Consider the following 22,466-nt stretch of genomic DNA (forward strand, 5'->3'; position numbering starts at 1 on the left):
CTGAAAAAAACGGCGCCGGTGCGAAAGCGCCGGCGCCGTTTCCTGTGCCGGCCCGCTTTGCCTGGAAGGCAGCGGACCGGGGCATCGCTTTAGCTGTGGTACGCCGATTCGCCGTGGCTCGTGACGTCCAGGCCTTCGCGCTCCTGGTCTTCCGGCACGCGCATGCCGCACAGGGCATTGGCGATCTTGTAGGCGATCCAGGCCACGACGCCGGACCAGACGATGGTCAGCAGCACGCCTTCGAGCTGGACCCACAACTGGTGGGCGATCATGCCGGGTTCGGCCAGGCCGGGGCCGCCGAAGAACTGCGCGTTGAACACACCGGTCAGCAGCGCGCCGACGATACCGCCCACGCCGTGGATGCCGAACACGTCCAGCGCGTCATCGGCGCGCAGCAGGCGCTTCAGGCCGTTCACGCCCCAGACGCAGACCACACCGGCAACCACGCCGATGATCAGTGCGCCCACGGGGCCGACCAGACCAGCGGCCGGGGTGATGCCCACCAGGCCGGCGATCGCGCCCGATGCGGCGCCCAGCATCGAGGGCTTGCCCTTGATGGCCCATTCGGTGAACAACCAGGCCAGCACGGCGCCCGCGGTCGCGATCATCGTGTTGAAGAAGGCCAGGGTTGCGTTCTCGTTGGCGGCCAGTGCCGAGCCGGCGTTGAAGCCGAACCAGCCCACCCACAGCAGGGCGGCGCCCACGAAGGTCATGGGCAGGTTGTGCGGCTGCATCGCTTCGCGGCCATAGCCCACGCGCTTGCCAACCACATAGGCGCCCACCAGGCCGGCCACGCCGGCGTTGATGTGCACCACGGTGCCGCCGGCGAAGTCCAGCGCGCCTTGGGCGTTGAGCAGGCCGGGCGCCGTTTCGGACGCAAACCACACCATGTGCGCGATCGGCACATAGGCGAACGTGAACCAGATCACCGTGAACACAAGGACCCCGGAGAAGCGGGCGCGTTCGGCGAAGCTGCCGACGACCAGCGCGCAGGTGATGCCCGCAAAGGTGGCCTGGAAGGAGGCGAACAGCAGTTCGGTCAGCGTGTTCGACATGGCGTAGGTGCCATCGGCGGGCGTGAACATGCCAGAGAAGAAAGCGCGCGACAGGCCGCCGAAGAAGGCGTTGCCTTCCGTGAACGCGAGGGAATAGCCATAGATGAACCAGAGAACCAGGCCCAGCACGAACGTGCACAGCACTTGCAGCAACACGGACAACACGTTCTTGCTGCGTACCAGGCCGCCATAGAACATCGCCAGACCGGGTACGGCCATCATCAATACAAGCAGGGTAGAGACGAGCAACCAGGAGATATCTGCTTTATCCATTTTCAGGCTCCATTGAGTCTTTATTTATTTACAGCGCAGCTTCGCCGGCTTCACCCGTTCTGATACGGATAACTTGTTCCAGGGGAGCGGCGAAGATCTTGCCGTCGCCGATCTTGCCCGTCCGGGCGGCTTGTTCGATCGCTTCGATGACCTGATCGACAAGATGGTCGGGTACCGCGGCTTCGACCCGCAACTTGGGCAGGAAGTCGACGGCGTATTCGGCGCCGCGATAGAGTTCGGTATGGCCTTTCTGGCGGCCAAATCCTTTTACTTCGGTGACTGTCAGTCCCTGGACGCCGATCCCGGATAGAGCCACTCGCACTTCGTCGAGCTTGAAGGGCTTGATGATGGCGATGATGAGTTTCATGGCATTTCCTCTCATGGTTGCACGCACCGTCAGTCAAGCAAATTCCGTGCCATGTTGGTCCGCACCCGGGACGACGGAAAATGGCGCGGGAATTGTGCGTGCCGGCACCATCGTGGTGCGCCATGCACCGCGCGTTGGCCTCAAATTGGTGCGTAGCTCAGAAGAAGTGAAGAATGCAACGAAACATGTTTCAAACCCGGGATTTGTAGCGATTTGATGCGGGGGCTGTTGCGGTTTGTACTGATATTCATTGCCGCTCCCGTACCGTCCATGGACCTGCCGCAGCCCGCACACCCTTGCGCGCCGGGCCTGAGAGGGCAATCGGCCCTGAGCAAGCCCCTGCTGCTGGGTCGGTGAAAACCCCAAAACGGGTGGGGGCATCTGATACCGGGGTTTACACGGACAGGCTTGTTGGCGCGGGTGGGGTCGCGAAGAATCGATCTCAGTCAGGCGCAAACCCGTTTCTGTTTGCGCAAGCGGCACGCCAGGCTGGCTGGCCGTAATGATGTTGGTAGGGGGTTGCCGTCAGGCAGCCCGGTTTTCTCCTGTGCTTTGATGGGCGGTCACCGCATGCGGCCCGCCCTTTTTTTTTGGGGCGGCCCGCCATCGGGAAAAAGGGATCCCGCCGACGCACTACACTTGAGTCATCAGAACACCGAGAGGTCCTTATGAACAATCGCACGCAATGGATGGAAGACATCCAGAAGAATATTTCCGACCTGATCGCCCGCAGCCCGGCGGCCGATGTGGAACGCAATGTGCGCGCAATGATGACGCAAGCGTTTTCCAAGCTGGATCTGGTCACGCGCGAAGAGTTCGACGTCCAGGCCGATCTGCTGGCCAGAACCCGCGCGCGCGTGGATCAGTTGGCTGCCCAGGTGCAGCAACTGGAATCGCGCTTGTCCGCCCTGGACAAGTAAGCGCCGCTGGCCCCGCCGCGCCTCGACAGGATGCGGCAGGGCGGGATGGTTTTGCCACGGCCGCGTCTGCGGCCGTTTGTTTTTTGCCGATACTGACGGTCCGCATACCCGTTTGGAGACCGCATTGACGCTCGCCGTTCTTGCCAGCAGAGCCCTTTGCGGCATGCATGCCCACGCGGTTCGCGTAGAGACGCATCTGGGGCCTGGCCTGCCGGGCTTCAATGTGGTCGGGCTGGTCGATACCGAAGTGCGGGAAAGCCGCGAACGGGTCAGGGCGGCAATCATCAATAGCGGGTTCGAGTTTCCTGCGGGCCGCATCACCGTCAATCTTTCGCCCGCCGACATACCCAAGGAATCGGGGCGGTTCGACCTGCCCATTGCGCTGGGGCTGTTGCTGGCTTCCGGCCAACTGGCCGCGCCGGCCGACGAGAGCGGCACGGGTCCGGTCGCGCCCGATCCCGCGCTTGCCAATCTGGTCCTTGCCGGCGAACTGTCCCTGACCGGCGCCCTGGTGCCCGTTGCCGCGCCCTTGGTCATCGCGTTGAGCGTGGCCCGCGAAGCCCCCCACGCCACCCTGATACTGCCCGCCGGCAGCGCCGAACAGGCGGCCTGGGTGCCGGGCCTGCGCGTGCTGTCGGCGCGCAGCCTGGCCGATGTCGCCGCGCATGCGGCCGGTGTCTGCCTGCTGCCGGATGCCGTGCCCAAGCCGTGGCCGGACGCGGTGCCGATGCCCTGCCTGTCCGATGTGCGGGGGCAGCCCGGCGCGCGGCGGGCACTGGAAGTCGCGGCGGCAGGCGGCCACAGTCTGCTGATGGTGGGACCGCCCGGCGCGGGCAAGAGCATGCTGGCCGCTCGTCTGCCGGGCTTGTTGCCGCCCCTGGCGCGCGAACAGGCGCTGGAAGCCGCTGCGGTGGCGGCGATGGCCGGCTTGCCGGACACCTTGACGGGCCAGCCGCCGTTCAGGTCGCCGCACCATTCGGCCTCGGTGGCCGCCTTGGTGGGCGGTGGCGGGCGGCCACGTCCCGGCGAGATCAGCCTGGCGCATCATGGAGTGTTGTTTCTGGACGAATTCCCGGAGTTCAGCCGCCGCACCCTGGAGGCGCTGCGCGAACCGCTCGAGGCGGGCAAGGTGGTCATCGCCCGGGCCCTGCGGTCCGCGCAGTTTCCGGCCCGGTTCCAACTGGTCGCCGCCATGAATCCCTGCCCGTGCGGATGGCGCGGGCATCCGGTGCGCACGTGCGCATGCAGCCCGGATCAGGTGGCTCGCTACGCGGGCAAGATATCGGGCCCCTTGCTGGACCGCATCGATCTGCATGTCACGTTGCCGCCATCCGACCCCGAATGGATGGCGGCTCCGCCGGGCGAGGCTTCAGACCCGGTCCGGGCGCGGGTGGTCCGGTGCCGGGAGCGTCAACTGGCTCGGCAGGGCAAGCTCAATGCTGGGCTGGCCGGGGCCGAACTGGATCAATTCTGCGCCATGGACCCCGACGCCAGGGGGCTGTTGTTGCAGGCCATGCGCCGTCTGGCGGGATCGGCGCGGGCGCTGCACCGGGCGCTGAGAGTGGCCCGTACAATCGCTGACCTGGATGGCGCGGAGGCGCTTGCCGCCCGCCATGTCGCTCAGGCGGTGCAGTACCGGCGGGCAGGTGTATGACCGGCCCCGGGGCAGGGACGTGACGCCACGTACCGTCCCGTCACGCGCTTCGACTCGACAAATTGCAGGAAATCACCATATAATCAAAGGCTTTCCCGGATATGGGCTATCTTTTTGCCTTGGCCTGGGAAGCTACGTGCGCGACGGTCAAGCATCGGCAGTCAATATCGCCAGTCAAGCAAGTTGGCAACGCCAGCAAGCCCGCCGTCACGGAAAGAGCAGTACTAGAAGTAGTACTGCAAGCAATACCCCAAGCAGTACCCCAAGCAGTACCCCCCAGAAGTGGCAACAGGTCTACAAGTTTTGCCGTCGTGGAGGCTTTCAGCCGCTGCGCGTCAAGCACCTGGCGTCATGTAAATCAACAACGAGTGTTTCAGTTTAGGGAATCATCATGCCCAAGATGAAAACCAAAAAAAGCGCCTCGAAGCGCTTTAAGGTTCGCGGCAGCGGCTCCATCAAGCGTGGTCAGGCGTTCAAGCGTCACATCCTGACCAAGAAGACCACCAAGGCCAAGCGTCAATTGCGCGGCTCCGCGGCGGTTCATGAATCCAACGTGGCCTCCGTCAAGGCCATGATGCCTTTCGCTTGATCTAAGGGAGATCTACTATGCCTCGCGTCAAACGCGGCGTAACTGCCCGCGCACGTCACAAGAAAGTCATTGCCGCCGCCAAGGGTTACCGTGGCCGCCGCGGTAATGTGTTCCGTATTGCCAAGCAAGCAGTCATGCGCGCTGGCCAATACGCCTACCGCGACCGTCGTAACAAGAAGCGCACGTTCCGCGCTCTGTGGATCACGCGTATCAACGCGGCCGTCCGCGAGCATGGCGTCAGCTACAGCGTGTTCATCGCTGGCCTGAAGAAGGCTTCGATCGAACTCGACCGCAAGGTCCTGGCCGATCTGGCCGTGCGCGACAAGGCCGGCTTTGCCGCCATCGTGCAGCAAGCCAAGGCTGCCTTGGCTGCCTGATCGCGCGCTTTAACTCATCGCGCATCGCTGCAAACGGGGCTGTAATAGCCCCGTTTGCGTTTTGAAGGCTGGATTTCATGACTCGATTGGTTGACGACCTGGTATCCCAGGCGCAAGAACGGTTCGCCGCGGCTACGGATGCCGCCGCGCTTGAGAACGCAAAGGCTCGCTTCCTGGGTAAGGAAGGCGCACTGACGGTGCTGCTGAAGGGCCTGGGCAAACTCGATCCCGAGCAGAAGCGCGAGGCGGGCGCCCGGATCAATCAGGCCAAGCAAAAAATCGAAGAGCTTCTGAATGCTCGCCGCGCCGCGCTGGCGCAGGCGGAACTGGATGTCCGGCTCGCATCCGAAACCATTGACGTCACCCTCCCGGGCCGCGGCCGCGCGCCGGGCGGCATCCATCCGGTGATCCGGACCTGGGAACGCGTGGAAGAAATCTTCCGTTCCATAGGCTTCGATGTGGCCGACGGCCCCGAAGTGGAAAACGACTGGACCAATTTCACCGCTTTGAACAATCCGCTGGACCATCCGGCGCGTTCCATGCAGGACACGTTCTACGTCGACATGAACGACGCCGACGGCCTGCCGCTGCTGCTGCGCACGCACACCAGCCCCATGCAGGTGCGTTACGCCCGCATGAACAAGCCGCCCATCAAGGTCATCGCGCCGGGGCGCACCTACCGCGTCGATAGCGACGCCACGCACTCGCCCATGTTCCACCAGGTGGAAGGGCTGTGGATCGCCGAGGACATCTCCTTCGCGGACCTGAAGGGCGTGTATACGGATTTTCTGCGTTGCTTCTTTGAAAGCGACGATCTCGTCGTGCGTTTCCGTCCGTCTTTCTTCCCGTTCACGGAACCGTCCGCCGAAATCGACATGATGTTCACCTCGGGCCCGAACCGCGGCCGCTGGCTGGAGATTTCCGGCTCCGGCCAGGTGCACCCGCAGGTGGTGCGCAATTTCGGGCTGGATCCCGAGCGCTACATCGGCTTTGCCTTCGGCTCCGGACTCGAGCGCCTGACGATGTTGCGCTATGGCGTCAACGATCTGCGCCAGTTCTACGAAGGCGATTTGCGCTTCCTGCGCCAGTTCAACGAATAACAGACGGCTGATCATGCAATTTCCCGAATCCTGGCTGCGTACGCTGGTCAACCCCCCGATCGCAACCGACGAACTCGCGCACCGGCTCACCATGGCCGGCCTGGAAGTCGAAGACACCGTGCCCGCCGCACCCGCCTTCACCGGCGTGGTCGTGGGCCATATCGTCGATATCGCTCCGCACCCGGACGCCGACAAGCTGCGCGTCTGCCAAGTCGACGACGGTTCCGGCGAACGCCTGCAGATCGTGTGCGGCGCGCCCAACGCCGCCGCCGGCCTGAAGGTGCCGCTGGCCCGCGTGGGCGCGGAACTGCCCGGCGGCATGAAGATCGGGGTGGCCAAGATGCGCGGCGTGCAGTCGTCCGGCATGCTGTGTTCGGCCCGCGAGCTGGGCTTGTCGCAAGACCACGCGGGCTTGCTGGAATTGCCGGTGGACATGGTCCCCGGCCAATCCATCCGCGAAGCGCTGGACCTGGACGACACGCTGTTCACGCTCAAGCTGACGCCCAATCGCGCCGACTGCCTGTCGATTCTTGGCGTGGCCCGCGAAGTGGCCGCGCTGACCGGTGCGCCGCTGTCGGTTCCCACGGCGGTCGCCGTGCCCGTGACCCTGGACGAACGCCTGCCGGTCAAGATTGAAGCTCCTGATCTGTGCGGCCGTTTTGGCGGCCGCGTGATCCGTGGCGTGAATGCCCGCGCCGCGACGCCCGATTGGATGAAGACGCGCCTGGAGCGCGCCGGGCAACGCTCGCTGTCGGCGCTGGTGGACATCTCCAACTACGTCATGCTTGAACTGGGCCGCCCTTCGCACGTTTTCGATCTGGACAAGATCGGCGGCGACATCACCGTGCGCTGGGCCCATGAAGGCGAATCGCTGGAACTCCTTAATGGCCAGACCGTCACGCTGGATCCGAAGGTCGGCGTCGTCGTCGCCGGCGAACAGGTAGAAAGCCTGGCCGGCATCATGGGCGGCGAAGCCACCTCCGTGACGCTGGACACGCAGAACATCTATCTGGAAGCAGCGTTCTGGTGGCCGCAATCCATCGCCGGCCGCGCCCGCCGCTATAAGTTCAGCTCGGAAGCCAGCCATCGCTTCGAGCGCGGCGTGGACTACGCCAGCATTCCCGAACACCTGGAATTCATTACCCGCCTGATTGTCGATATCTGTGGCGGCCAGGTCGGTCCCGTCGACGACCAGATCGTGAACCTTCCCCAGCGTCCGCCCGTGCGCATGCGCCTGGCGCGTTGCCACCGGGTGCTGGGCGTGCCGGTCACGCCGGAACAGGTCGCCAAGATTTTCGGCAGCCTGGGCCTGGAGTTCACGGTCGAAGGCGATGACTTCATCGTCAGCCCGCCCTCGTACCGCTTCGATCTGGAGATCGAGGAAGACCTGATTGAAGAAGTGGCCCGCATCTACGGTTTCGAAAGCATTCCCGATGTGCCGCCGATGGCGCGCGCCAAGATGTTCTCGCAGCCCGAAATCCGCCGGGGCGCCCATGCGCTGCGTCGCCTGACGGCAGCGCAGGACTACCAGGAAGTCGTCAACTACAGCTTTGTTGAAGCCGACTGGGAGCGCGACTACGCCGGCAACGACACGCCGGTGCGTCTGGTGAATCCCATCGCCAGCCATCTGTCGGTCATGCGTTCCAGCCTGATCGGCGGCCTGGTGGCCAACATCCGCCACAACGCCAACCGCAAGCAGTCGCGCGTGCGCCTGTTCGAACTTGGCCGCGTGTTCATGCGCGACGCGTCCGCGCAGGATGGTCCTCTGGAAGTGGCGGGCGTGCGTCAGCCGATGAGGCTGGCGGGCGCGGCCTGGGGGCCGGCGGTGGAAGAGCAGTGGGGCGTGCCCACGCGCCACGTCGACTTCTTCGACGTGAAGATGGACGTCGAGGCGCTCTTCGGCGCGCGCGGCCGCCGCTTGCGTTTCGAGGCCGCGCCGCATCCGGCGCTGCATCCTGGCCGCGGCGCCCGCGTCGTGCTGGACGGGCAGCAGGTCGGCTGGATTGGCGAATTGCACCCGCGCTGGGCGCAGCAGGCCGATCTGGCGCACGCGCCGGTCGTGTTCGAACTGGATGTGGCCGCGCTGTCGGACGGCGAACTGCCGCAGGTGCGCGACCTGTCGCGTCAGCCCGTGGTGGTGCGCGATCTGGCGCTGTGGGTGGACGAGCACGTGCAGGCTCAAGCCATGCTGGACACGGTGTTCGAGGCCGTCAAGGCGGACGCGCAACTGGCCGTGGTGCAGGATGCGCGTGTGTTCGACGTGTGGCGCGAGAAGGCCCAATCCAGCGAACCCGTCGCCGAGAAAAGCCTTGCTTTCCGATTCTGGCTACAGGACACTGAAGTCACGCTGGACGAGGCTCGTGTGGCGGATTGCCTGGCACGCATCAAGGATGCTTTGGTCAGTGCGCACGGCGCGCGCCAGCGCGCCTGAACCATGGGGACTAGTATGCTTGCCGAGCAACGCACCCTGACCAAGGCCGAGCTGGCCGAACTGCTCTTCGAGCGTGTCGGTCTGAACAAGCGCGAAGCCAAGGACATCGTCGATACGTTCTTCGAGGAAATCCGCGACGCCCTGGCGCGCGGAGATTCCGTCAAGCTCTCGGGCTTTGGCAATTTCCAGGTGCGCGACAAACCGCCGCGTCCTGGCCGTAATCCAAAAACCGGCGAGACCATTCCCATCGCCGCACGGCGCGTGGTTACGTTCCACGCGAGTCAGAAACTCAAGAGCGTGGTGGAGCAGGCGGTGCCTGCCGCACCCGACGCCGCGGAGTGATACGCTTTGTCGGTAATTGTTATCGGCACCCGACGCACCGCGCGCATAAAATCCGCTTATGACACGTACTGAACCCACCGTTACCTTACCGCCCATTCCCGCCAAGCGTTACTTCACCATCGGTGAAGTCAGCGACCTGTGTGGCGTCAAGCCTCATGTGTTGCGGTACTGGGAACAGGAATTCACGCAGCTCAAGCCCGTGAAGCGCCGCGGCAACCGCCGCTACTATCAGCACCACGAAGTGCTGCTGATCCGCCGCATCCGTTCCCTGCTGTACGAACAAGGCTTCACGATCAGCGGCGCGCGCAATCGCCTGGGCGATGCACGCGATGTGCCGCACGATCAAGACGCGGCCGTGCGTTTGTCGGGCACCGAAATGCAATCCTTGCGCACCGAATTGAGCAACGTGTCGACGATGCTTGCCGAAGCGCTTGGCAACCCGGCAACCGCGCCCGCCGCTGCAAGCGCGGGCCACGCGGGTCCCGCATTCTGATCCGGCGCATCGCGCCACGCCGCTTGCGTTCCAACGCTTGCTAGCAGTATCCGCAGCGCGCGTGAGCCTTCGTGGCCAAGCGCGCTGCAAACGTTGGTACACCGCGCCTCGCGCGCGTCCGTTCACCACATGCAGCTAGTGCGAACGGGCGCGCGCGAGGCGCAAATTTTTTCCGAGTATTCAGCACTTTTTTGCACCAATGCGTGCAAACATTTTTTTGTTCTGCTATACTCTTTTTCTTTCGGGGCGTAGCGCAGCCTGGTAGCGCACTTGCATGGGGTGCAAGGGGTCGCGAGTTCGAATCCCGCCGTCCCGACCAGAAGTTCCAAGGCCGTTAGTGAGAAATCACTAACGGCCTTTCTCATTTGCGCGGCCTTTATTTTCGGGCCTTTTCTTTTGCGCGATGCTAATGCGACCTGCCGTGTTCTGCTATCTCGGTATACGGCCTTTTCGCTGCTGAGCAACAGCGATAACATCGAATTCCTTCTTTCCTCCCGCTCAAGTAATCCATGTGCTCGCATCATTGGATCGTTTCTGGCCGCGCAAGCCTGTTCTCGGAAGCTGTCGGCGAGGGCGATCCGGTCGTTTTTTTGCATGCGGGCATTTGCGACCGCCGCATGTGGCGGGCGCAACTGGATGGCGTGGCCGCTTACGCCCGGGCAATCGCGTACGACCGGCGGGGCTTTGGTCAGACCCGATACGATCCCGAAGATCATTCTGCCGTCGCCGATCTGATGGCGGTGATCGACACGATGGCGGGCGGCAAGCCGGCGATTCTTGTCGGGTGTTCGCAGGGCGGGCGCATCGCGATCGATGCGGCGCTCCGGCATCCAGAGCGCGTGCGTGCGCTGGTGTTGATTTCGCCTACGGTGCCGGGTGCGCCGGAAGCGGTCTATCCACCCGATCTCGTGGGTCCGCAGGCAGAACTTGCGCAAGCCGAGGCGGCCGGCGATCTCAAGCGGGTGAATGCGTTGAAGGCGCGGCTGTTCCTGGATGGTGCCTTGGGATCCGAAGGGCGCGTCACGGGAGGCCTGCGCGAATTGTTCCTGGACATGAATGGCGTGGCGCTCGAATCGATGCCTGCGGGCGCGAATCTTGACGCCGGGTCCACCTATGATCGACTGGGCGAAATAGCGGCGCCCGCGCTTATTTTGTGGGGCAGCCTGGACTATCCCCATATTCAAGCGCGGTGCCGTCAAGTCGCGGCGTTGATGCCCGAGGCGACGGGTGTCGAGGTGGCGGGCGCAGCCCATCTTCCCAGTCTGGAACGGCCCGCGGATATCGCCGGCCTGCTTGCCGGATTCATCAACGGCTGCACGGGACATCGCGAACTAGCGGACTAGCGAACTAGCGGACTAGCGAACAAGCGAACAAGCGAACAAGCGAACTGGCGGACTGGCTGCATCGTGCAGGCCGGACGATTCCGTCGCGTGCGGCAGCATCTGTTATGAGCGGAATTTTTCAGCTCTGTGCCTTTCGCGGGCCGGGTCCGATCCGCACAATGGCCTCTTTGCCGCCATGTCCAGGCGGTCTGCGAGGATGCTCCGATGCGCTACCGCTATGTCACTGCCGATGTGTTCACAGGCCATGCCTACCAGGGTAATCCGCTGGCGGTCGTGCTCGATGCCGAGGGGCTCGGCACGGCTCAGATGCAGCGGATCGCGCGTGAATTCAATTACTCGGAAACCAGTTTCGTGCTGCCCGCGCAGGATCCGGCGCATACGGCCCGCGTGCGCATATTCACGCCGGATCGCGAGGTGCCTTTCGCCGGGCATCCCAATGTGGGCACCGCGGTGGTGCTGGCGCGCGAGCAGGTCACCGCCGGACTGCCGGCGCCCCAGGGATTTGTGTTCGAGGAAGAGGCGGGCCTGGTGCGTATTGCGCTGAACTATGGTCCGCAGGGACTGGCCGGGGCCGAACTGCTCGCGCCGCAGCCGCTGTCGCGCGGCAGCGAAGCGCCAGTGTCCGCCGTGGCGCGGGCGCTGAAGCTCGATCCGGCGGACATCGATGTGTCCGAGCATGCCCCCCAGGTGGTTTCCGTGGGCTTGCCGTTCCTGGTGGCGCAGCTTGTCAACCGCGATGCACTGCGCCGCGCCATGCCCGACGCGAGCGGCTATGCGGCATTGATGCCGCTGGTGGGCGCGAAATCCATCTATGTCTACACGACGGATACCGCGTCCGACGCCATGGATGCGCCCACCGATATCCAGGCGCGCATGCTTACCGGGCGCATGACCGAAGACCCGGCCACCGGCAGCGCGACCGCTGCCGTCACCGCGCTGCGGGCGTTCTTGCGGGATGATGAAGGCATGTTGCGGCTGCGCGTGGGGCAGGGCGTGGACATGGGGCGTGCAAGCCTGTTGCTGGCGCACGCGGAGTCCAGGCCGGATGGCGTGTGGGCAGGCGTGTCGGGGCAGGCGGTGGTGGTGATGGAGGGCACCTTGCCCGCGCCCGCCCAGGATTGACCCCGCGTATTGCCCGCGGCGCAGCAGCTCGTGTATGCTTTGCCGCATGAACGCATTGCATCCCGTCCCGGTGTTCCGGGCAGACAATCGACGAATCACTCGACGTCTACGTTGAGTGGCTAGTCACGTTCGGGCGCTGAGTGTTCAGCGCTTTCCCCTGAAGGCCACGATACCCCTCGTGGCCTTTTTGTTTGCATTCCCGTCCCGTGTCCGAGGCGTATCGCAAGGCTTTCATTCTTTTATCGAAGGAATGAAGCATGACCCATCAAGACCTCGCTATCCGGGCTTTTCACCCGTCCGACGAACCGGGCGTAATTCAACTGTGGCAGGCGTGCGGCCTGACCCGGCGCTGGAACGATCCCAGGAAAGACATTGCCCGTAAGCTGACCGTGCAATCCGACCTGTTCCTGGTTGGCGAGGTGGACGGCGCCATCGTCGGCTCGCTGATGGGCGGCTACGACGGCCACCGCGGCTGGATAAATTATCTGGCGGTGTCGCCCGCGTACCAGCGCCGCAACTACGCCACGGCGCTGATGGCGGCGGTGGAGCTCAAGCTGCTTGATTTGGGATGCCCCAAGATCAATCTGATGATCCGGTCGGGCAATGTCGCGGTGAAGGGCTTTTATGACAGCCTGGGCTTTTCTCAGGACGAAGTCATCAGCCTGGGAAAACGCCTGATCCCGGATTGTTGAAGCGCTTGCGGGCGAATCGACCGGGACATGGTCCGATACCGTCGTCTTCAGAATCGCTCGGTCCGATATGCGACGTTGAATTGCGGCCGCCCGTAAGAGGCGGTCGCACACTCCCTGTGCCTGTCTTGCAGATGCCGCGTTCCTGGCGGCGGGCTGCATTGCCGGGGCGGTATCCGCTGCGGCAAATGCCTCGGCGGCACAACAGGGAGGATGACGATGCTATATGGGAACCAATGGCTGCGTTTTGCAGCCGCAGTGTTGCTTGCGCTATGCGGACTGTCCGTCAGCGCCGAACCGGTAAAACTGAAAATGTCGCACTTCCTGGGGCCGCAGAGCTTCTTCCAGGTCGATCTGGTTGAGCCGTGGGCGCGCGAGCTTGAGCGAAGAACGGGCGGCCGGGTGCGGGTGGAGGTGCTGAATGCCGCTTCGCCGCTGGGCAACGTGCGCAACCAGGCCGCGCAGGTCCAGGAGGGCGTGGTCGACATCGCATTGGGGCTGCGCGGCGCGGAAGGCGAGCGCTTTTCGCGCAGCTCGATCATCGAGCTGCCGTTCGTGGTGTCGGATGCCGCCCGCGGATCCCAGGCGTTGTGGGGCCTGTTTCAACAGGGGATCCTTGCCGACGAATACCGGGATTTCAAGGTGCTTGCGCTTTTTGTGCAGAACCCGGGCCTGATTCACACCAAGGCCACGCCGGTAAGAGAGTTGTCGGATCTGAAGGGCTTGCGCCTGCGGGTACCGAATGCCACGGTGGCCACGGCGCTGGAACACGTGGGGGCGCTTCCCAGGCTGTTGCAGCCCGATGAGATCGTTGCCGCGCTGCGCTCGAATCAGCTCGATGGCATCGTGACCAACTGGGGCACGCCCATCGCCGGTTTCAATGATGAAACGACGTGGCATACCTCGGTGCCGTTCTATGCGTCGGCGTTCTTCATCGTCATGAACCGGAAACGGTATGACAGCCTGCCCGCGGACGTCCGCCAGGCCATCGACAGTCTCTCCGGCGATGCGCTTGTTGCTCGGTTCGGACCGCTGTGGGACCAGTGGGACAAGCCTTTGCATGACCAGGCGGTGGCGCTGGGTAGAACGATACTGCAGCCGGATGCGGATGCGCTGCAGCGCTGGAAGAGCGGCTTGCAGCCCATGTCGGACGCCTACGTGAAGATGCTTGAGTCCAAGGGGTTCCACGACGCACGGCGCGTGTATGAGCAATTGCTGGCGGGATCGGCCCGGCGCTGATGGCCGGACCATCCTGCCAGGCGCGTGCCCGCGCCGGAAACGTCAGATCGCTTGCGTCAGGTAAACGGCCTCGCGTCCGACGATGGGCATGCGGGTGGGCATGAAGATCGTGCAGTGGTCGCAAGGCGAACGGATTTCCTCGGTGCCGTTCATGGCGATCAGTTCGCCCTTGTCGAAGGTTTCGAAGCCGATGACCGGCCGCGTGAAGCTGAACGCCTCGGACTTCACCATATGGACCTCCAGCAGGCGGTAGCGTTGCGGAACCGGCGGCGGCGTGGCGCCGGCCGGCTGGTCGATCAAGCCCAGGTGCGCCAGGAAACGCAGCGTCACGTCGGTGGCAAGCAGGGCGGCGGACCGGGAGAAATGCTGGCCGCATTCCACGACCAGTGCACCGCCGCTGTCGGACGCGGGGTCGCCATGGTGGCCATATCCCATGACGCCGGTGCCGGGAAACTTGTCCTGCGGCATGACCAGATGCACTTGCGGCGCGCCGACGGCTGACGCCAGGGCGGTATTGCGGTCCATTTCGTTGTAGACCCAGAAGGGCTGCACCGGCGCTCGGGTGGAGTGGATGTCCAGCACGAAATCGGCGGCGTCCAGCACTGGGCGCATTTCGCGGGCGCGGCGCAATTCCGGGCTGTCGTCGGGCCCATCTAATTGCGCCGCCGACCAGATGCGGTTCAGGTTGTGAACGAGCTGGCGGTTGTCGTAGGGCCTGTCGATGTCGAAGGCCTCGTAGGCCTCGACGTGGGCGAAGCTGACCGTCAGGGTGCCGATCTTGGGCCGCACGCCGGAGTCCAGGAGGTGGGTCGCGGCCACCATGCCACAGATCTCGTTGCCATGCGTGATGGCGTTGATCAGCGCATGCGGCCCCGGCTTGCCCGAATCGAAGCGGTGCACGTACGGAATGCCGGTGTTTCCCTGGCGATACTGGGCCAGGTCGCGGGGAAGGACTTCAAGCGGAGCGGTATCGGGTTCGAAATTGGAGTTTGTCATGGGTATGGGGCAGGTCGTTTTGTTTACGCTATTTTGCAGTACGGACTGCGGATATGAAATAGGTCCGAGTCGTGGTGGCGCCTGGAAGAAGATAAAGGGATTTCGTGATCGGCAAGATGCGCGCGCACTACCTCGTTTAGTACTGTCAAATCCCCCGAAAACACTGCTTTTCAAGCTCGATTTTTTTTGGCATATTGCGGCCGGATAAACAGATTTCAGGAGTACCAGAATGGGCGCGTGGCCGCAGCGTCATATCGATGGATTTCAAGTGCAGTGCGAAGTCGTCAGTCTTGATATCGGGGTATTGGCCATCGAGGTAACCGTGCGCCGCAGCGGCAACGGCGATTTCCAGCAGCGCTGGTCGCTGCCTCGTTTCGTGACCTTCGAGGACGCCGCGATTGCCCGGCGCCATGCGGAACTGGTGTTGTCGGGCATTGTGTCGGTGGACGCGTCCACCGGCGAACCGCGCTACGGAATTCTCTAGGCAGGCTGCTTGTTTTTTGTTTCGTTTATCACAATCGTGTGTCTTGTCCAGAGGGGTTTGGCCGGTACAGTATGGGTGGATGACAACAAAAAAGGAGAGTTCCATGTTTGATACTTTTCCTGTCTTGCGCCGTGCCGGCATTGCCGCCGCGGCGATCGGCGCAGCCGGCCTGCTGTTCGCGGGCTGCACGACCACCACTCCCTCCAAATCTTCTGCCGCATCGACATCCGATCAGCGGCAATCGTTGAACAGCGCGGCCAACGCGACGCTTAGCCGCCTCTACGAGGATGCTCCGCAGTCCAAGGAACTCGTGGCGCGAGCCAAGGGCGTGCTGGTCTTTCCCGATGTGCTCAGCGGCAGCTTCATCATCGGCGCCGAACACGGCAAAGGCGTGCTGCGTGTAGGCGGTGCGAACGCCGGCTACTACAGCACGACGGCAGGGTCGATCGGCTTCCAGGCCGGCGCGCAGTCCAAGGCAATGGTTCTGCTGTTCATGACGGATGAGTCCCTGAACAAGTTCCGCAAGAGCAGCGGCTGGACCGTGGGCGCCGACGCCACGGTGGCCGTCGTCAACATCGGCGCGAACGGCCGGATCGATACCAACACGGCGCAGCAGCCCATCGTGGGTTTTGTCATGAATAATGGCGGCCTGATGGCGGGCGTGTCGCTGGAGGGCACGAAGATCTCGAAGCTGGATCCTTGATCCATCAGCGCTCATGCAAAACGCCGCGGGAGGCCTCCGCGGCGTTTTGTTTTGGTGCGGGGAAAGGGAATGGATGCCCCGCGAGGTTGCGTCGGCCGGCTAGCCGATCACGGAGTCGCTGTTGTTGCGGACGGCTGTCTCGCGTTCCATCTCGGCTTCTTCGATTTTCGGATCCAGGCCGCGCCAGCGCACGATACTGCCGCGCTCTTGCTCGGGCTCCCAGCCCAGCATTCCGTAGCGCGTGATTTCAGTTTCGCCTGTGTCGAACTCGACTTCAAAGTAGCCCTGACGATCGGGTAGCGTGCTGCCGGGGAACCATTCGGTTTCAGGCATGGTTTGCTCCTTGCTAAGCGATGGGAGGGACGCCGGCGCCCGCGGACGGCAGGCGCCAAGCGCCTTTATTGTGGGCTTGCCGCGGTGATCCCGCAAGTGGCGCCATGGCTGACCCTAGGCTAGCGGGACCGCGGTGGTGTAGAGCACCTGCTTGAGCGCGAAGCTGGAACGAATACTGGCCACGCCCGGAATGCGCGTGATGTGCTCGACAATAAGGCGCTCCAGCGCGTCGACATCGGGAACCAGGGCGCGGATCAGGTAGTCGGCATCGCCAGACATCAGGTAGCACTCCATGATCTCGGGCAGTACGGCGATTTCGCGCTCGAAGACGTCCAGAGCGGCCTTGCGCTGCTTGTCCAGCGAGATCTGGATGAACACGTTTACCTTCAGGCCCAATTTTCGGGCATTCAGAAGCGTCACGCGGCGATCGATGAGGCCCTCGGTTTCCAGGCGGCGGACGCGGGCCAGGCAGGGCGAAGCGGATAGGTTGACGCGGGCGGCCAGTTCCACATTGGTGAGGCGTGCGTCGCGTTGAAGTTCGTTCAGGATGCGGATGTCAGTGGCATCCAGGTTGATTTCCGGCATAAGTCACCTAGCGAATATCGATCAGCAGTTCATTTGTGCTGAGTATGCCGCTTATTGGCGCATATTGAGGTGAAAAATGCTGGGGTTTACCCTATAGACTGTTTCATTCTTTGGCTGATCGGCCAAAGCACGAAATATTCAAGCGGTAGACCGGTAGTAATGACTCAGCAAAGTGCGTGGCGCAAGGTTTTGCCGTTGGTGGGGGCGGTGATCATCTGGGGCGGTAATTGGCCGGTGATGAAGTTGGGCCTGGCGCACATGAGCCCGTTGTGGCTGGCCGCCAGCCGCTTCGGGTCCGCCGCGCTGGTCAGCGTGCTGGTGCTGGGTTTGCTGGGGCGTTTGCGCTTTCCCACCCGCCAGGAATGGCCGCTGGTGGCGGGCGTGGCCCTGTTGCAGATGGGCGCGTTTACCGCGCTGGCCCTGTGGGCGCTCCAATATGTGGCGCCTGGGCGCGCATCCGTCATTGCGTATGCAACCTCCATATGGGTGATCCCGCTTTCGTCGCTGGTCCTGAAAGAACGCCTGTCGATGGGCCAATGGTTCGCGACGGCGTTGAGCTATGCCGGCATCGGCGTCATCGTGGCGCCCGCGTTCAGCCCCTGGCAGGCGCACACTGTCATCGGCCTCGCGATGTTGCTGGGCGCGTCGTTCGCCTGGGCGTGCAACATCATCCAGTTGCGCGGCAACCGTCACGTCCGGTTGGGCGCGGACATGATTCCGTGGCAGACCGCCATCGCCGCCGTTCCGCTGGCGTTGCTGGCATGGATGCGCGACGGCGCCCCGGCGTTTCTGGGGACGCCGGATGCCTGGCCGCTGATCCTGTACACCGGGCCGCTGGCGACGGCGCTGACCTTTATCGTGGTGCTGGGCATGACGCAGAAAATGCCGCCTGCGGCGACGTCCATCGCGATGCTGTGCGTGCCCGTCATCGGACTGATCGTGTCGTCGGTGGTGTTCCATGAGCGCATTTCGGCCGACCTGGCGCTGGGCCTGGCGCTGATCGGCGCGAGCGTGGCGGCGTCGGCCCTGGCCGCCCGGTTCAAGCGTTCGCTGGTGCTGCGCGCTTCGTAGAAGGTTCTAGAATGGCTTGCGCCGGGAAAGGTCCCGGCTATCACGCAGGCGCGCAGCAGAAATGGATTCGTCGTTATACGTACTGGTCGTGGTGGGCGCCATGGCCGCGGGTTTCGTGCAGGGTTTGTCGGGCTTCGGGTTCGGCATGGTGGCGATGTCGTTCTGGGCCTGGACGGTGGATCCGAAGCTGGCGGCGGCGCTGGCGGTGTTCGGCGCCCTGACCGGGCAGCTGCTGGCGGCGTTCACGGTGCGCCGGGGGTTCGCCGCGGCGCATCTGTTGCCCTTCATCGCGGGCGGATTGCTGGGTATTCCGCTTGGCGTGCTGCTGCTGCCCCATCTGGATCCCTTGATATTCAAAGCCTTCATCGGCGGGCTGCTTGCGATCTGGTGCCCGGTCATGTTGTTTGCGGCGCGGTTGCCGCGCATTACGGTGGGCGGCAAGGCGGCGGATGGCGTGGTCGGTGCTATCGGCGGCGTCATGGGCGGAATCGGCGGCTTCACGGGCGTGATTCCGACGCTGTGGTGCACCTTGCGCGGATTCGACCGCGACGTCCAGCGCGCGGTGATCCAGAATTTCAACCTGTCGATGCTGATGGTGACGATGGCCAGCTACGTGCTGACGGGCGTCGTGACGCGCGACATGCTGCCGCTGTTCGCCATGATCGTGCCCGCCATGCTGGTGCCCACACTGTTGGGCACGCGCGTCTACGTCGGCATCAGCGACGTGACCTTTCGCCGGGTGGTGCTGGGCCTGCTGACCTTGTCGGGGTTCGCCTTGCTCGCGTCGTCGGTCCCCAGGCTCTTGGCGTAGGCCGGAAGGCCTCGTCCTGATGGCATGCTATCGTTGAGCCATTCAAGAGAGAATCACGCATGGCATTGCATCGTTTCCAGAAAGGCGAACTGGGCCATTGGCTGCGTATCGTGGCCGACAATGGCGAACCCGGCGCCGTCCAGACCGACGTGCCCGAGCATGTGGCATCGGCGCTGGAAACGCTGCGTTGCGTCCAGGCCGGCCCCGATGGCCGCTGGCTCATCACCGATAAGGGCAGGCTTGCCCTGCGCATGGAAGAGCCCGGCGCCATCCACGTGCGCTGACGGGGCCCAGGGAGCTTCTCCCTCGCGGCTTTCGGGTTTCGAACGCCTTCCGCATCGACATCGCCAAGAAGCGCGATTTCGCCAAGTTCCTGCATAGATTGCGAATGTTTTCGCGGTATTTCCCCCTTCTGGGCTGCCCCATAGGGCGGTACGGGGTTTTCCTGAGACGGAATGTGTGATTTGACATCTTTCCGACGTATCGCGGGGGGCAAGGCCCCAGTAAGATGAACTTGCGTGACGTTTGCGGGTCTATTCATTTGCGCGGGAATTCCGTCCGGCGCAACGTCACGCGTGGTTCACGCGTTTAGGTAACCGACTGGGAGGTAGCACATGCAGCATCGTGACCAGGAAGTACTGATCGACGTTTCCACGGCGGCCATGGATACCGGCGGATATGGCGTATTGCTGACGGTAACGGCCGAGGGCGGCACCGAAGTGGATGCCGCGTTTTCCCACTTGGGCAACTGCGCTTCGTTGGACGAAGCACGTGATCGCGCGGAAGTCTTCGCGCAGAACTGGGTCGAGGAAAACATCTTCCGATAGGGCGCGTTGCCCTGGACGGAGCTGATCGGCAGGACAGGTCTGTGTGTGCATGAGCCCCTGGCAGATACTCAAAAGATTGCGACGGCGATTTCGGTTATCGTTGCTGCTCCAAAACCTGGGGCCCTCATCGGGTACGCGTCTTTTCAAGATGACTGCCGCACAGACCAATTTTTCTCTCGCGGAAAACATCCGCGCGTTGCGCGAACATTTTGATTCCGTCGTGCTGCCCCTATGGATGGGGCAGGGCTTCAACGATGCGCTCGGCCTGCCTTTTGAATCGTTGGATTCCGCCACGGGCGCGCCGTTGCCCGTGGTGCGTTATCGCGCGATGGCCTGCGCGCGTCAGCTATATGTCTTCGCGCAAGCCCCTGGCATGGCCGCCGGCCAACATGCCGACCGGCTGTTCGCGTCGCTCCGGCGCGTGTTCCGCGACGAGCGCGGCGGCTGGCGCTACAGCGTCGATGCCCAGGCGCGTCCGTTGGACGATACCCAAGACCTCTATACCCATGCTTTCATCGTGCTGGCGTGCGCGGCCTATTTTCAGCGCAGCCGTAATGCCGACGCGCGCAAGCTGATGCTGGCCACGGCCCAGACCATCGAAGCGCGTTTCAAGACCGCCGATTCGCTGTACCACGCCTCGCTTACCGCCGACCTGTCCCAGCCTTTGCAGCCGCCGGCGCAGAATCCCATGATGCACTTGACCGAGGCGTATCTGGCCGCCGCCCAGGTCGCCGAACCCGCGTTGTTCGCGCAGCATCTGCGTGGGCTGGCGCAGGGCATCAGCCAGTTCTTCGTGCATGCGCCGACGCAATGCATTTCAGAAGCGCTGCAGGGCACTGCCGGCAACCGCCTCGAGCCGGGCCATCAATTCGAATGGCTGTCGCTGGTGCATGGGGCGGCTGAAGTGTTTGAAGGCCTGGATCTTGCCGAGTTGCTGCCACGCGCGGTGCAGTGGTCCAGAAAGCACGGCGTGGAAATGGGCGGGGTGATCGCGGCATTGGATGAAACGGGCGCGGTCATCGACGATACGCGCCGCATCTGGGCGCAGACGGAATATTTGCGCGTGCTGGCGGTGCTGGGCGATCTGTCCGCGCTGGACGCGGGGCTGACTGATTTTCGCGCCCGCTTTCTGCACGCAGACGGCTGGTACGAGTGCCTGGATGCGCAGGGGGCGGTCGCAAGATCAGATATGCCCTCGACGTCTCCTTACCATCTGGCGACCTGTCTGGCCGCGCTGCCAAACGTTGTTTAATGACCGCGTTAACAATTTTTGTCGATTTATGGACATGAATTGATAGAAAAATATTGGTGAAATCCCTTACAATTTGCTAACACTGTTTGTGGGGAAGCATCAATGAGCGTTATGTGCTTGGCTTGCCAACGCATTAACCCCGGGCTTGCGGGCGTGGCGCCGCATTCGCATCTGGGACATCAAGGATTTACCAACCCGACGCAGAAAGGTCGGCAGGAAAGCCGCGAAGACCATTTCCGCTGCTTGAATTGCGGTGCGAAATGGCTGCGCGAAACAGACAAGTGGGGCGTCGATCTGGGCTTCAAGCTGGCGCCTTGAGGTAATCCGCCGCAGTCATGAACGGCCCCCGAAAGGGGGCCGTTTCATTTGGTCTTGAAATTTGCGCCAATACGGCAACCGGATGATTCCAAGCCGCCGCCTGTGTGACGGGGCAGGGGATCAGGCCGCGGCGCCCGCCGCCAGGACATCGGGATCCTGGCTTGCAGTATCCAGCAGCCATTGCCGGAAGCACGCCAGCGCGTAGTGGTCGCGGCGTTGCGCCGGCGCGCACAGATGGTAGCCGCGCGCGATGCGGATGGGCAGTTCGGGGAAGGGAGCCGCCACGCGTCCGGCCTGCAGTTCGTCGCGCACAAGGCACCTCTGCAGGACGGCGATGCCCATGTCCGCCATGACGGCGCGGACCAGGATGGACACCTGATCGAAACCACTGGCCAGCGTGACGGTTTCGCGCGGCACGCCGGCCGCGGTGAACCACTGCGCCCAGTTGGCCATGCCGTTGGAGTGATACAGGAGCGGTTCTCCAAGCAGGCCCTGCGGGGTGGTCCAGAGGCCCTGGGCCTGGCGCGCCGCGAGGCGGCCGGGATGACAGATCACGACCATTTCGCGGCCGATCACGTAGTCGGCCTGCCAGCCTGGCCATTGCTCGGGCGTGCCGGACAGGATGCTGGCGTCCGGCGTGGCGCCTGAGAAATCCTCGTTGCGGCGATATGCGGAAAACCCAAGCTGGATATCGGGATGGCGCTGGTGGAAGTCCGGCAGGCGCGGCACCAGCCAGGCGCTGGCCAGGGTGGGAACCGAGGACAGCGTCAGGCGCAGGCGGCGGTCGTCGGCCCGCAGGCCGGCGCTGAGGGCTTCGATAGCCTGCAGAGGCGCCTGCGCGCCGTCGTAGAGCCGGTGGCCGGTTTCGGTCAGGGTGAGGCCGTGGGCATTGCGATGCATCAGCGGTTGGCCGAAGTGCGCTTCCAGCCGCGAGATGGCGCGGCTGACGGCGCCTTGGGTAACGCACAGCACTTGGGCGGCCTGGGTGAAGCTGCCCAAGCGCGCCGCCGTGACGAAGGCATGCAGCTCGGACATGGAAGGCGAGTGCAGGCGCATTCAGCATGACCTTTGGTAATGAAGGAGTGCAATATA

At 63.6% G+C, this 22,466-nt stretch carries 26 protein-coding genes and 1 tRNA gene; 21 read left to right on the top strand and 6 right to left on the bottom strand.

The window, feature by feature from the left end; translation table 11 throughout:
• Positions 1-89 precede the first annotated feature (89 nt).
• Together amt and ASE30_RS21735 are read right to left on the bottom strand one after the other, a co-directional pair.
• Complete coding sequence (gene amt / locus ASE30_RS21730) at positions 90-1,328, bottom strand: ammonium transporter (RefSeq protein ID WP_057286365.1); 1,239 nt, start codon at positions 1,326-1,328, stop codon at positions 90-92.
• A gap of 28 nt (positions 1,329-1,356) precedes the next feature.
• Positions 1,357-1,695, bottom strand: coding sequence for a P-II family nitrogen regulator (locus ASE30_RS21735; protein WP_006218735.1), 339 nt, complete (start codon positions 1,693-1,695; stop codon positions 1,357-1,359).
• A gap of 668 nt (positions 1,696-2,363) precedes the next feature.
• Here ASE30_RS21735 and ASE30_RS21740 point away from each other — a divergent pair.
• From ASE30_RS21740 to ASE30_RS21800, 13 genes are all read left to right on the top strand, one after another.
• Positions 2,364-2,615, top strand: coding sequence for an accessory factor UbiK family protein (locus ASE30_RS21740; protein ID WP_054458252.1), 252 nt, complete (start codon positions 2,364-2,366; stop codon positions 2,613-2,615).
• 124 nt (positions 2,616-2,739) lie between these two features.
• Complete coding sequence (locus ASE30_RS21745; RefSeq protein WP_057286366.1) at positions 2,740-4,269, top strand: YifB family Mg chelatase-like AAA ATPase; 1,530 nt, start codon at positions 2,740-2,742, stop codon at positions 4,267-4,269.
• A gap of 391 nt (positions 4,270-4,660) precedes the next feature.
• Complete coding sequence (gene rpmI, locus ASE30_RS21750; protein WP_006226956.1) at positions 4,661-4,858, top strand: 50S ribosomal protein L35; 198 nt, start codon at positions 4,661-4,663, stop codon at positions 4,856-4,858.
• Positions 4,859-4,875: 17 nt separating this feature from the next.
• On the top strand, positions 4,876-5,235 hold the full coding sequence (gene rplT / locus ASE30_RS21755; RefSeq protein WP_006218741.1) for a 50S ribosomal protein L20: 360 nt from the start codon (positions 4,876-4,878) through the stop codon (positions 5,233-5,235).
• A gap of 77 nt (positions 5,236-5,312) precedes the next feature.
• Positions 5,313-6,335 carry a phenylalanine--tRNA ligase subunit alpha gene (pheS, locus tag ASE30_RS21760; RefSeq protein WP_057286367.1) on the top strand — a complete coding sequence of 341 codons (1,023 nt, stop codon included), beginning with the start codon at positions 5,313-5,315 and terminating at the stop codon, positions 6,333-6,335.
• A gap of 13 nt (positions 6,336-6,348) precedes the next feature.
• On the top strand, positions 6,349-8,766 hold the full coding sequence (pheT, locus tag ASE30_RS21765; RefSeq protein ID WP_057286368.1) for a phenylalanine--tRNA ligase subunit beta: 2,418 nt from the start codon (positions 6,349-6,351) through the stop codon (positions 8,764-8,766).
• Positions 8,767-8,769: 3 nt separating this feature from the next.
• A complete protein-coding gene (locus ASE30_RS21770) occupies positions 8,770-9,108 on the top strand; it encodes an integration host factor subunit alpha (protein ID WP_081477996.1) in 339 nt (112 codons plus the stop codon).
• Between the two features lie 58 nt (positions 9,109-9,166).
• Positions 9,167-9,601 (top strand): MerR family transcriptional regulator, encoded by a 435-nt coding sequence (locus ASE30_RS21775; protein ID WP_057286369.1) that lies wholly within the window; start codon positions 9,167-9,169, stop codon positions 9,599-9,601.
• A gap of 242 nt (positions 9,602-9,843) precedes the next feature.
• A tRNA-Pro gene (locus tag ASE30_RS21780) sits at positions 9,844-9,920 on the top strand.
• Positions 9,921-10,110: 190 nt separating this feature from the next.
• On the top strand, positions 10,111-10,944 hold the full coding sequence (locus tag ASE30_RS21785; protein ID WP_057286370.1) for an alpha/beta fold hydrolase: 834 nt from the start codon (positions 10,111-10,113) through the stop codon (positions 10,942-10,944).
• A 204-nt stretch (positions 10,945-11,148) separates the two neighbouring features.
• On the top strand, positions 11,149-12,066 hold the full coding sequence (locus ASE30_RS21790) for a PhzF family phenazine biosynthesis protein (RefSeq protein WP_057286371.1): 918 nt from the start codon (positions 11,149-11,151) through the stop codon (positions 12,064-12,066).
• Positions 12,067-12,323: 257 nt separating this feature from the next.
• Positions 12,324-12,758 (top strand): GNAT family acetyltransferase, encoded by a 435-nt coding sequence (locus ASE30_RS21795; RefSeq protein WP_057286372.1) that lies wholly within the window; start codon positions 12,324-12,326, stop codon positions 12,756-12,758.
• A 255-nt stretch (positions 12,759-13,013) separates the two neighbouring features.
• Positions 13,014-13,994, top strand: a complete 981-nt coding sequence (locus tag ASE30_RS21800; RefSeq protein ID WP_162259938.1) for a TRAP transporter substrate-binding protein — start codon at positions 13,014-13,016, stop codon at positions 13,992-13,994.
• 42 nt (positions 13,995-14,036) lie between these two features.
• Here the strand turns inward: ASE30_RS21800 and ASE30_RS21805 are convergent, their stop codons facing one another.
• The gene (locus ASE30_RS21805; protein ID WP_057286374.1) at positions 14,037-14,990 is read right to left on the bottom strand and encodes a succinylglutamate desuccinylase/aspartoacylase family protein; all 954 of its coding nucleotides are present in this window, start codon (positions 14,988-14,990) and stop codon (positions 14,037-14,039) included.
• Between the two features lie 268 nt (positions 14,991-15,258).
• Between ASE30_RS21805 and ASE30_RS21810 the strand changes: the two genes are divergently transcribed.
• Together ASE30_RS21810 and ASE30_RS21815 are read left to right on the top strand one after the other, a co-directional pair.
• Entirely contained in the window at positions 15,259-15,474 is a 216-nt protein-coding gene (locus ASE30_RS21810; RefSeq protein WP_235515318.1) for a hypothetical protein, read from the top strand.
• Positions 15,475-15,577: 103 nt separating this feature from the next.
• Positions 15,578-16,177 (top strand): YSC84-related protein, encoded by a 600-nt coding sequence (locus ASE30_RS21815; protein ID WP_057286376.1) that lies wholly within the window; start codon positions 15,578-15,580, stop codon positions 16,175-16,177.
• A 99-nt stretch (positions 16,178-16,276) separates the two neighbouring features.
• On the opposite strand, the gene ASE30_RS21820 is transcribed toward ASE30_RS21815, so the two are convergent.
• Both ASE30_RS21820 and ASE30_RS21825 read right to left on the bottom strand, forming a co-directional pair.
• Complete coding sequence (locus ASE30_RS21820; RefSeq protein ID WP_057286377.1) at positions 16,277-16,510, bottom strand: hypothetical protein; 234 nt, start codon at positions 16,508-16,510, stop codon at positions 16,277-16,279.
• Positions 16,511-16,624: 114 nt separating this feature from the next.
• On the bottom strand, positions 16,625-17,095 hold the full coding sequence (locus ASE30_RS21825; protein WP_006226939.1) for an Lrp/AsnC family transcriptional regulator: 471 nt from the start codon (positions 17,093-17,095) through the stop codon (positions 16,625-16,627).
• A 159-nt stretch (positions 17,096-17,254) separates the two neighbouring features.
• Between ASE30_RS21825 and ASE30_RS21830 the strand changes: the two genes are divergently transcribed.
• From ASE30_RS21830 to ASE30_RS21855, 6 genes are all read left to right on the top strand, one after another.
• Complete coding sequence (locus ASE30_RS21830) at positions 17,255-18,166, top strand: DMT family transporter (protein WP_057286378.1); 912 nt, start codon at positions 17,255-17,257, stop codon at positions 18,164-18,166.
• Positions 18,167-18,227: 61 nt separating this feature from the next.
• Positions 18,228-18,977 carry a sulfite exporter TauE/SafE family protein gene (locus ASE30_RS21835; protein ID WP_057286379.1) on the top strand — a complete coding sequence of 250 codons (750 nt, stop codon included), beginning with the start codon at positions 18,228-18,230 and terminating at the stop codon, positions 18,975-18,977.
• Between the two features lie 59 nt (positions 18,978-19,036).
• Entirely contained in the window at positions 19,037-19,261 is a 225-nt protein-coding gene (locus ASE30_RS21840) for a hypothetical protein (RefSeq protein ID WP_057286380.1), read from the top strand.
• A gap of 330 nt (positions 19,262-19,591) precedes the next feature.
• Positions 19,592-19,804, top strand: coding sequence for a hypothetical protein (locus ASE30_RS21845; protein WP_008159938.1), 213 nt, complete (start codon positions 19,592-19,594; stop codon positions 19,802-19,804).
• A 148-nt stretch (positions 19,805-19,952) separates the two neighbouring features.
• A complete protein-coding gene (locus tag ASE30_RS21850; protein WP_057286613.1) occupies positions 19,953-21,056 on the top strand; it encodes an AGE family epimerase/isomerase in 1,104 nt (367 codons plus the stop codon).
• Between the two features lie 102 nt (positions 21,057-21,158).
• Positions 21,159-21,374, top strand: coding sequence for a hypothetical protein (locus ASE30_RS21855; protein ID WP_057286381.1), 216 nt, complete (start codon positions 21,159-21,161; stop codon positions 21,372-21,374).
• 120 nt (positions 21,375-21,494) lie between these two features.
• Here the strand turns inward: ASE30_RS21855 and ASE30_RS21860 are convergent, their stop codons facing one another.
• Positions 21,495-22,430 carry a LysR substrate-binding domain-containing protein gene (locus ASE30_RS21860; protein ID WP_057286382.1) on the bottom strand — a complete coding sequence of 312 codons (936 nt, stop codon included), beginning with the start codon at positions 22,428-22,430 and terminating at the stop codon, positions 21,495-21,497.
• Between the last annotated feature and the right edge of the window lie 36 nt (positions 22,431-22,466).

It is taken from the genome of Achromobacter sp. Root83, from assembly GCF_001428845.1.
Lineage (GTDB): Bacteria > Pseudomonadota > Gammaproteobacteria > Burkholderiales > Burkholderiaceae_B > Achromobacter.

Excerpts from the sequence above, each read along its gene's own strand:
- ASE30_RS21855 (WP_057286381.1), top strand. The coding sequence starts at position 21,159 with ATGAGCGTTATGTGCTTGGCTTGCCAACGCATTAACCCCGGGCTTGCG.
- ASE30_RS21835 (WP_057286379.1), top strand. The coding sequence starts at position 18,228 with ATGGATTCGTCGTTATACGTACTGGTCGTGGTGGGCGCCATGGCCGCG.
- ASE30_RS21845 (WP_008159938.1), top strand. The coding sequence starts at position 19,592 with ATGCAGCATCGTGACCAGGAAGTACTGATCGACGTTTCCACGGCGGCC.
- rpmI (WP_006226956.1), top strand. The coding sequence starts at position 4,661 with ATGCCCAAGATGAAAACCAAAAAAAGCGCCTCGAAGCGCTTTAAGGTT.
- ASE30_RS21860 (WP_057286382.1), bottom strand. The coding sequence starts at position 22,430 with ATGCGCCTGCACTCGCCTTCCATGTCCGAGCTGCATGCCTTCGTCACG.
- ASE30_RS21830 (WP_057286378.1), top strand. The coding sequence starts at position 17,255 with ATGACTCAGCAAAGTGCGTGGCGCAAGGTTTTGCCGTTGGTGGGGGCG.
- ASE30_RS21815 (WP_057286376.1), top strand. The coding sequence starts at position 15,578 with ATGTTTGATACTTTTCCTGTCTTGCGCCGTGCCGGCATTGCCGCCGCG.
- ASE30_RS21820 (WP_057286377.1), bottom strand. The coding sequence starts at position 16,510 with ATGCCTGAAACCGAATGGTTCCCCGGCAGCACGCTACCCGATCGTCAG.
- rplT (WP_006218741.1), top strand. The coding sequence starts at position 4,876 with ATGCCTCGCGTCAAACGCGGCGTAACTGCCCGCGCACGTCACAAGAAA.
- ASE30_RS21785 (WP_057286370.1), top strand. The coding sequence starts at position 10,111 with ATGTGCTCGCATCATTGGATCGTTTCTGGCCGCGCAAGCCTGTTCTCG.
- pheS (WP_057286367.1), top strand. The coding sequence starts at position 5,313 with ATGACTCGATTGGTTGACGACCTGGTATCCCAGGCGCAAGAACGGTTC.
- ASE30_RS21770 (WP_081477996.1), top strand. The coding sequence starts at position 8,770 with ATGGGGACTAGTATGCTTGCCGAGCAACGCACCCTGACCAAGGCCGAG.
- ASE30_RS21775 (WP_057286369.1), top strand. The coding sequence starts at position 9,167 with ATGACACGTACTGAACCCACCGTTACCTTACCGCCCATTCCCGCCAAG.
- ASE30_RS21790 (WP_057286371.1), top strand. The coding sequence starts at position 11,149 with ATGCGCTACCGCTATGTCACTGCCGATGTGTTCACAGGCCATGCCTAC.
- ASE30_RS21735 (WP_006218735.1), bottom strand. The coding sequence starts at position 1,695 with ATGAAACTCATCATCGCCATCATCAAGCCCTTCAAGCTCGACGAAGTG.
- pheT (WP_057286368.1), top strand. The coding sequence starts at position 6,349 with ATGCAATTTCCCGAATCCTGGCTGCGTACGCTGGTCAACCCCCCGATC.
- amt (WP_057286365.1), bottom strand. The coding sequence starts at position 1,328 with ATGGATAAAGCAGATATCTCCTGGTTGCTCGTCTCTACCCTGCTTGTA.
- ASE30_RS21740 (WP_054458252.1), top strand. The coding sequence starts at position 2,364 with ATGAACAATCGCACGCAATGGATGGAAGACATCCAGAAGAATATTTCC.
- ASE30_RS21825 (WP_006226939.1), bottom strand. The coding sequence starts at position 17,095 with ATGCCGGAAATCAACCTGGATGCCACTGACATCCGCATCCTGAACGAA.
- ASE30_RS21805 (WP_057286374.1), bottom strand. The coding sequence starts at position 14,990 with ATGACAAACTCCAATTTCGAACCCGATACCGCTCCGCTTGAAGTCCTT.
- ASE30_RS21840 (WP_057286380.1), top strand. The coding sequence starts at position 19,037 with ATGGCATTGCATCGTTTCCAGAAAGGCGAACTGGGCCATTGGCTGCGT.
- ASE30_RS21850 (WP_057286613.1), top strand. The coding sequence starts at position 19,953 with ATGACTGCCGCACAGACCAATTTTTCTCTCGCGGAAAACATCCGCGCG.
- ASE30_RS21795 (WP_057286372.1), top strand. The coding sequence starts at position 12,324 with ATGACCCATCAAGACCTCGCTATCCGGGCTTTTCACCCGTCCGACGAA.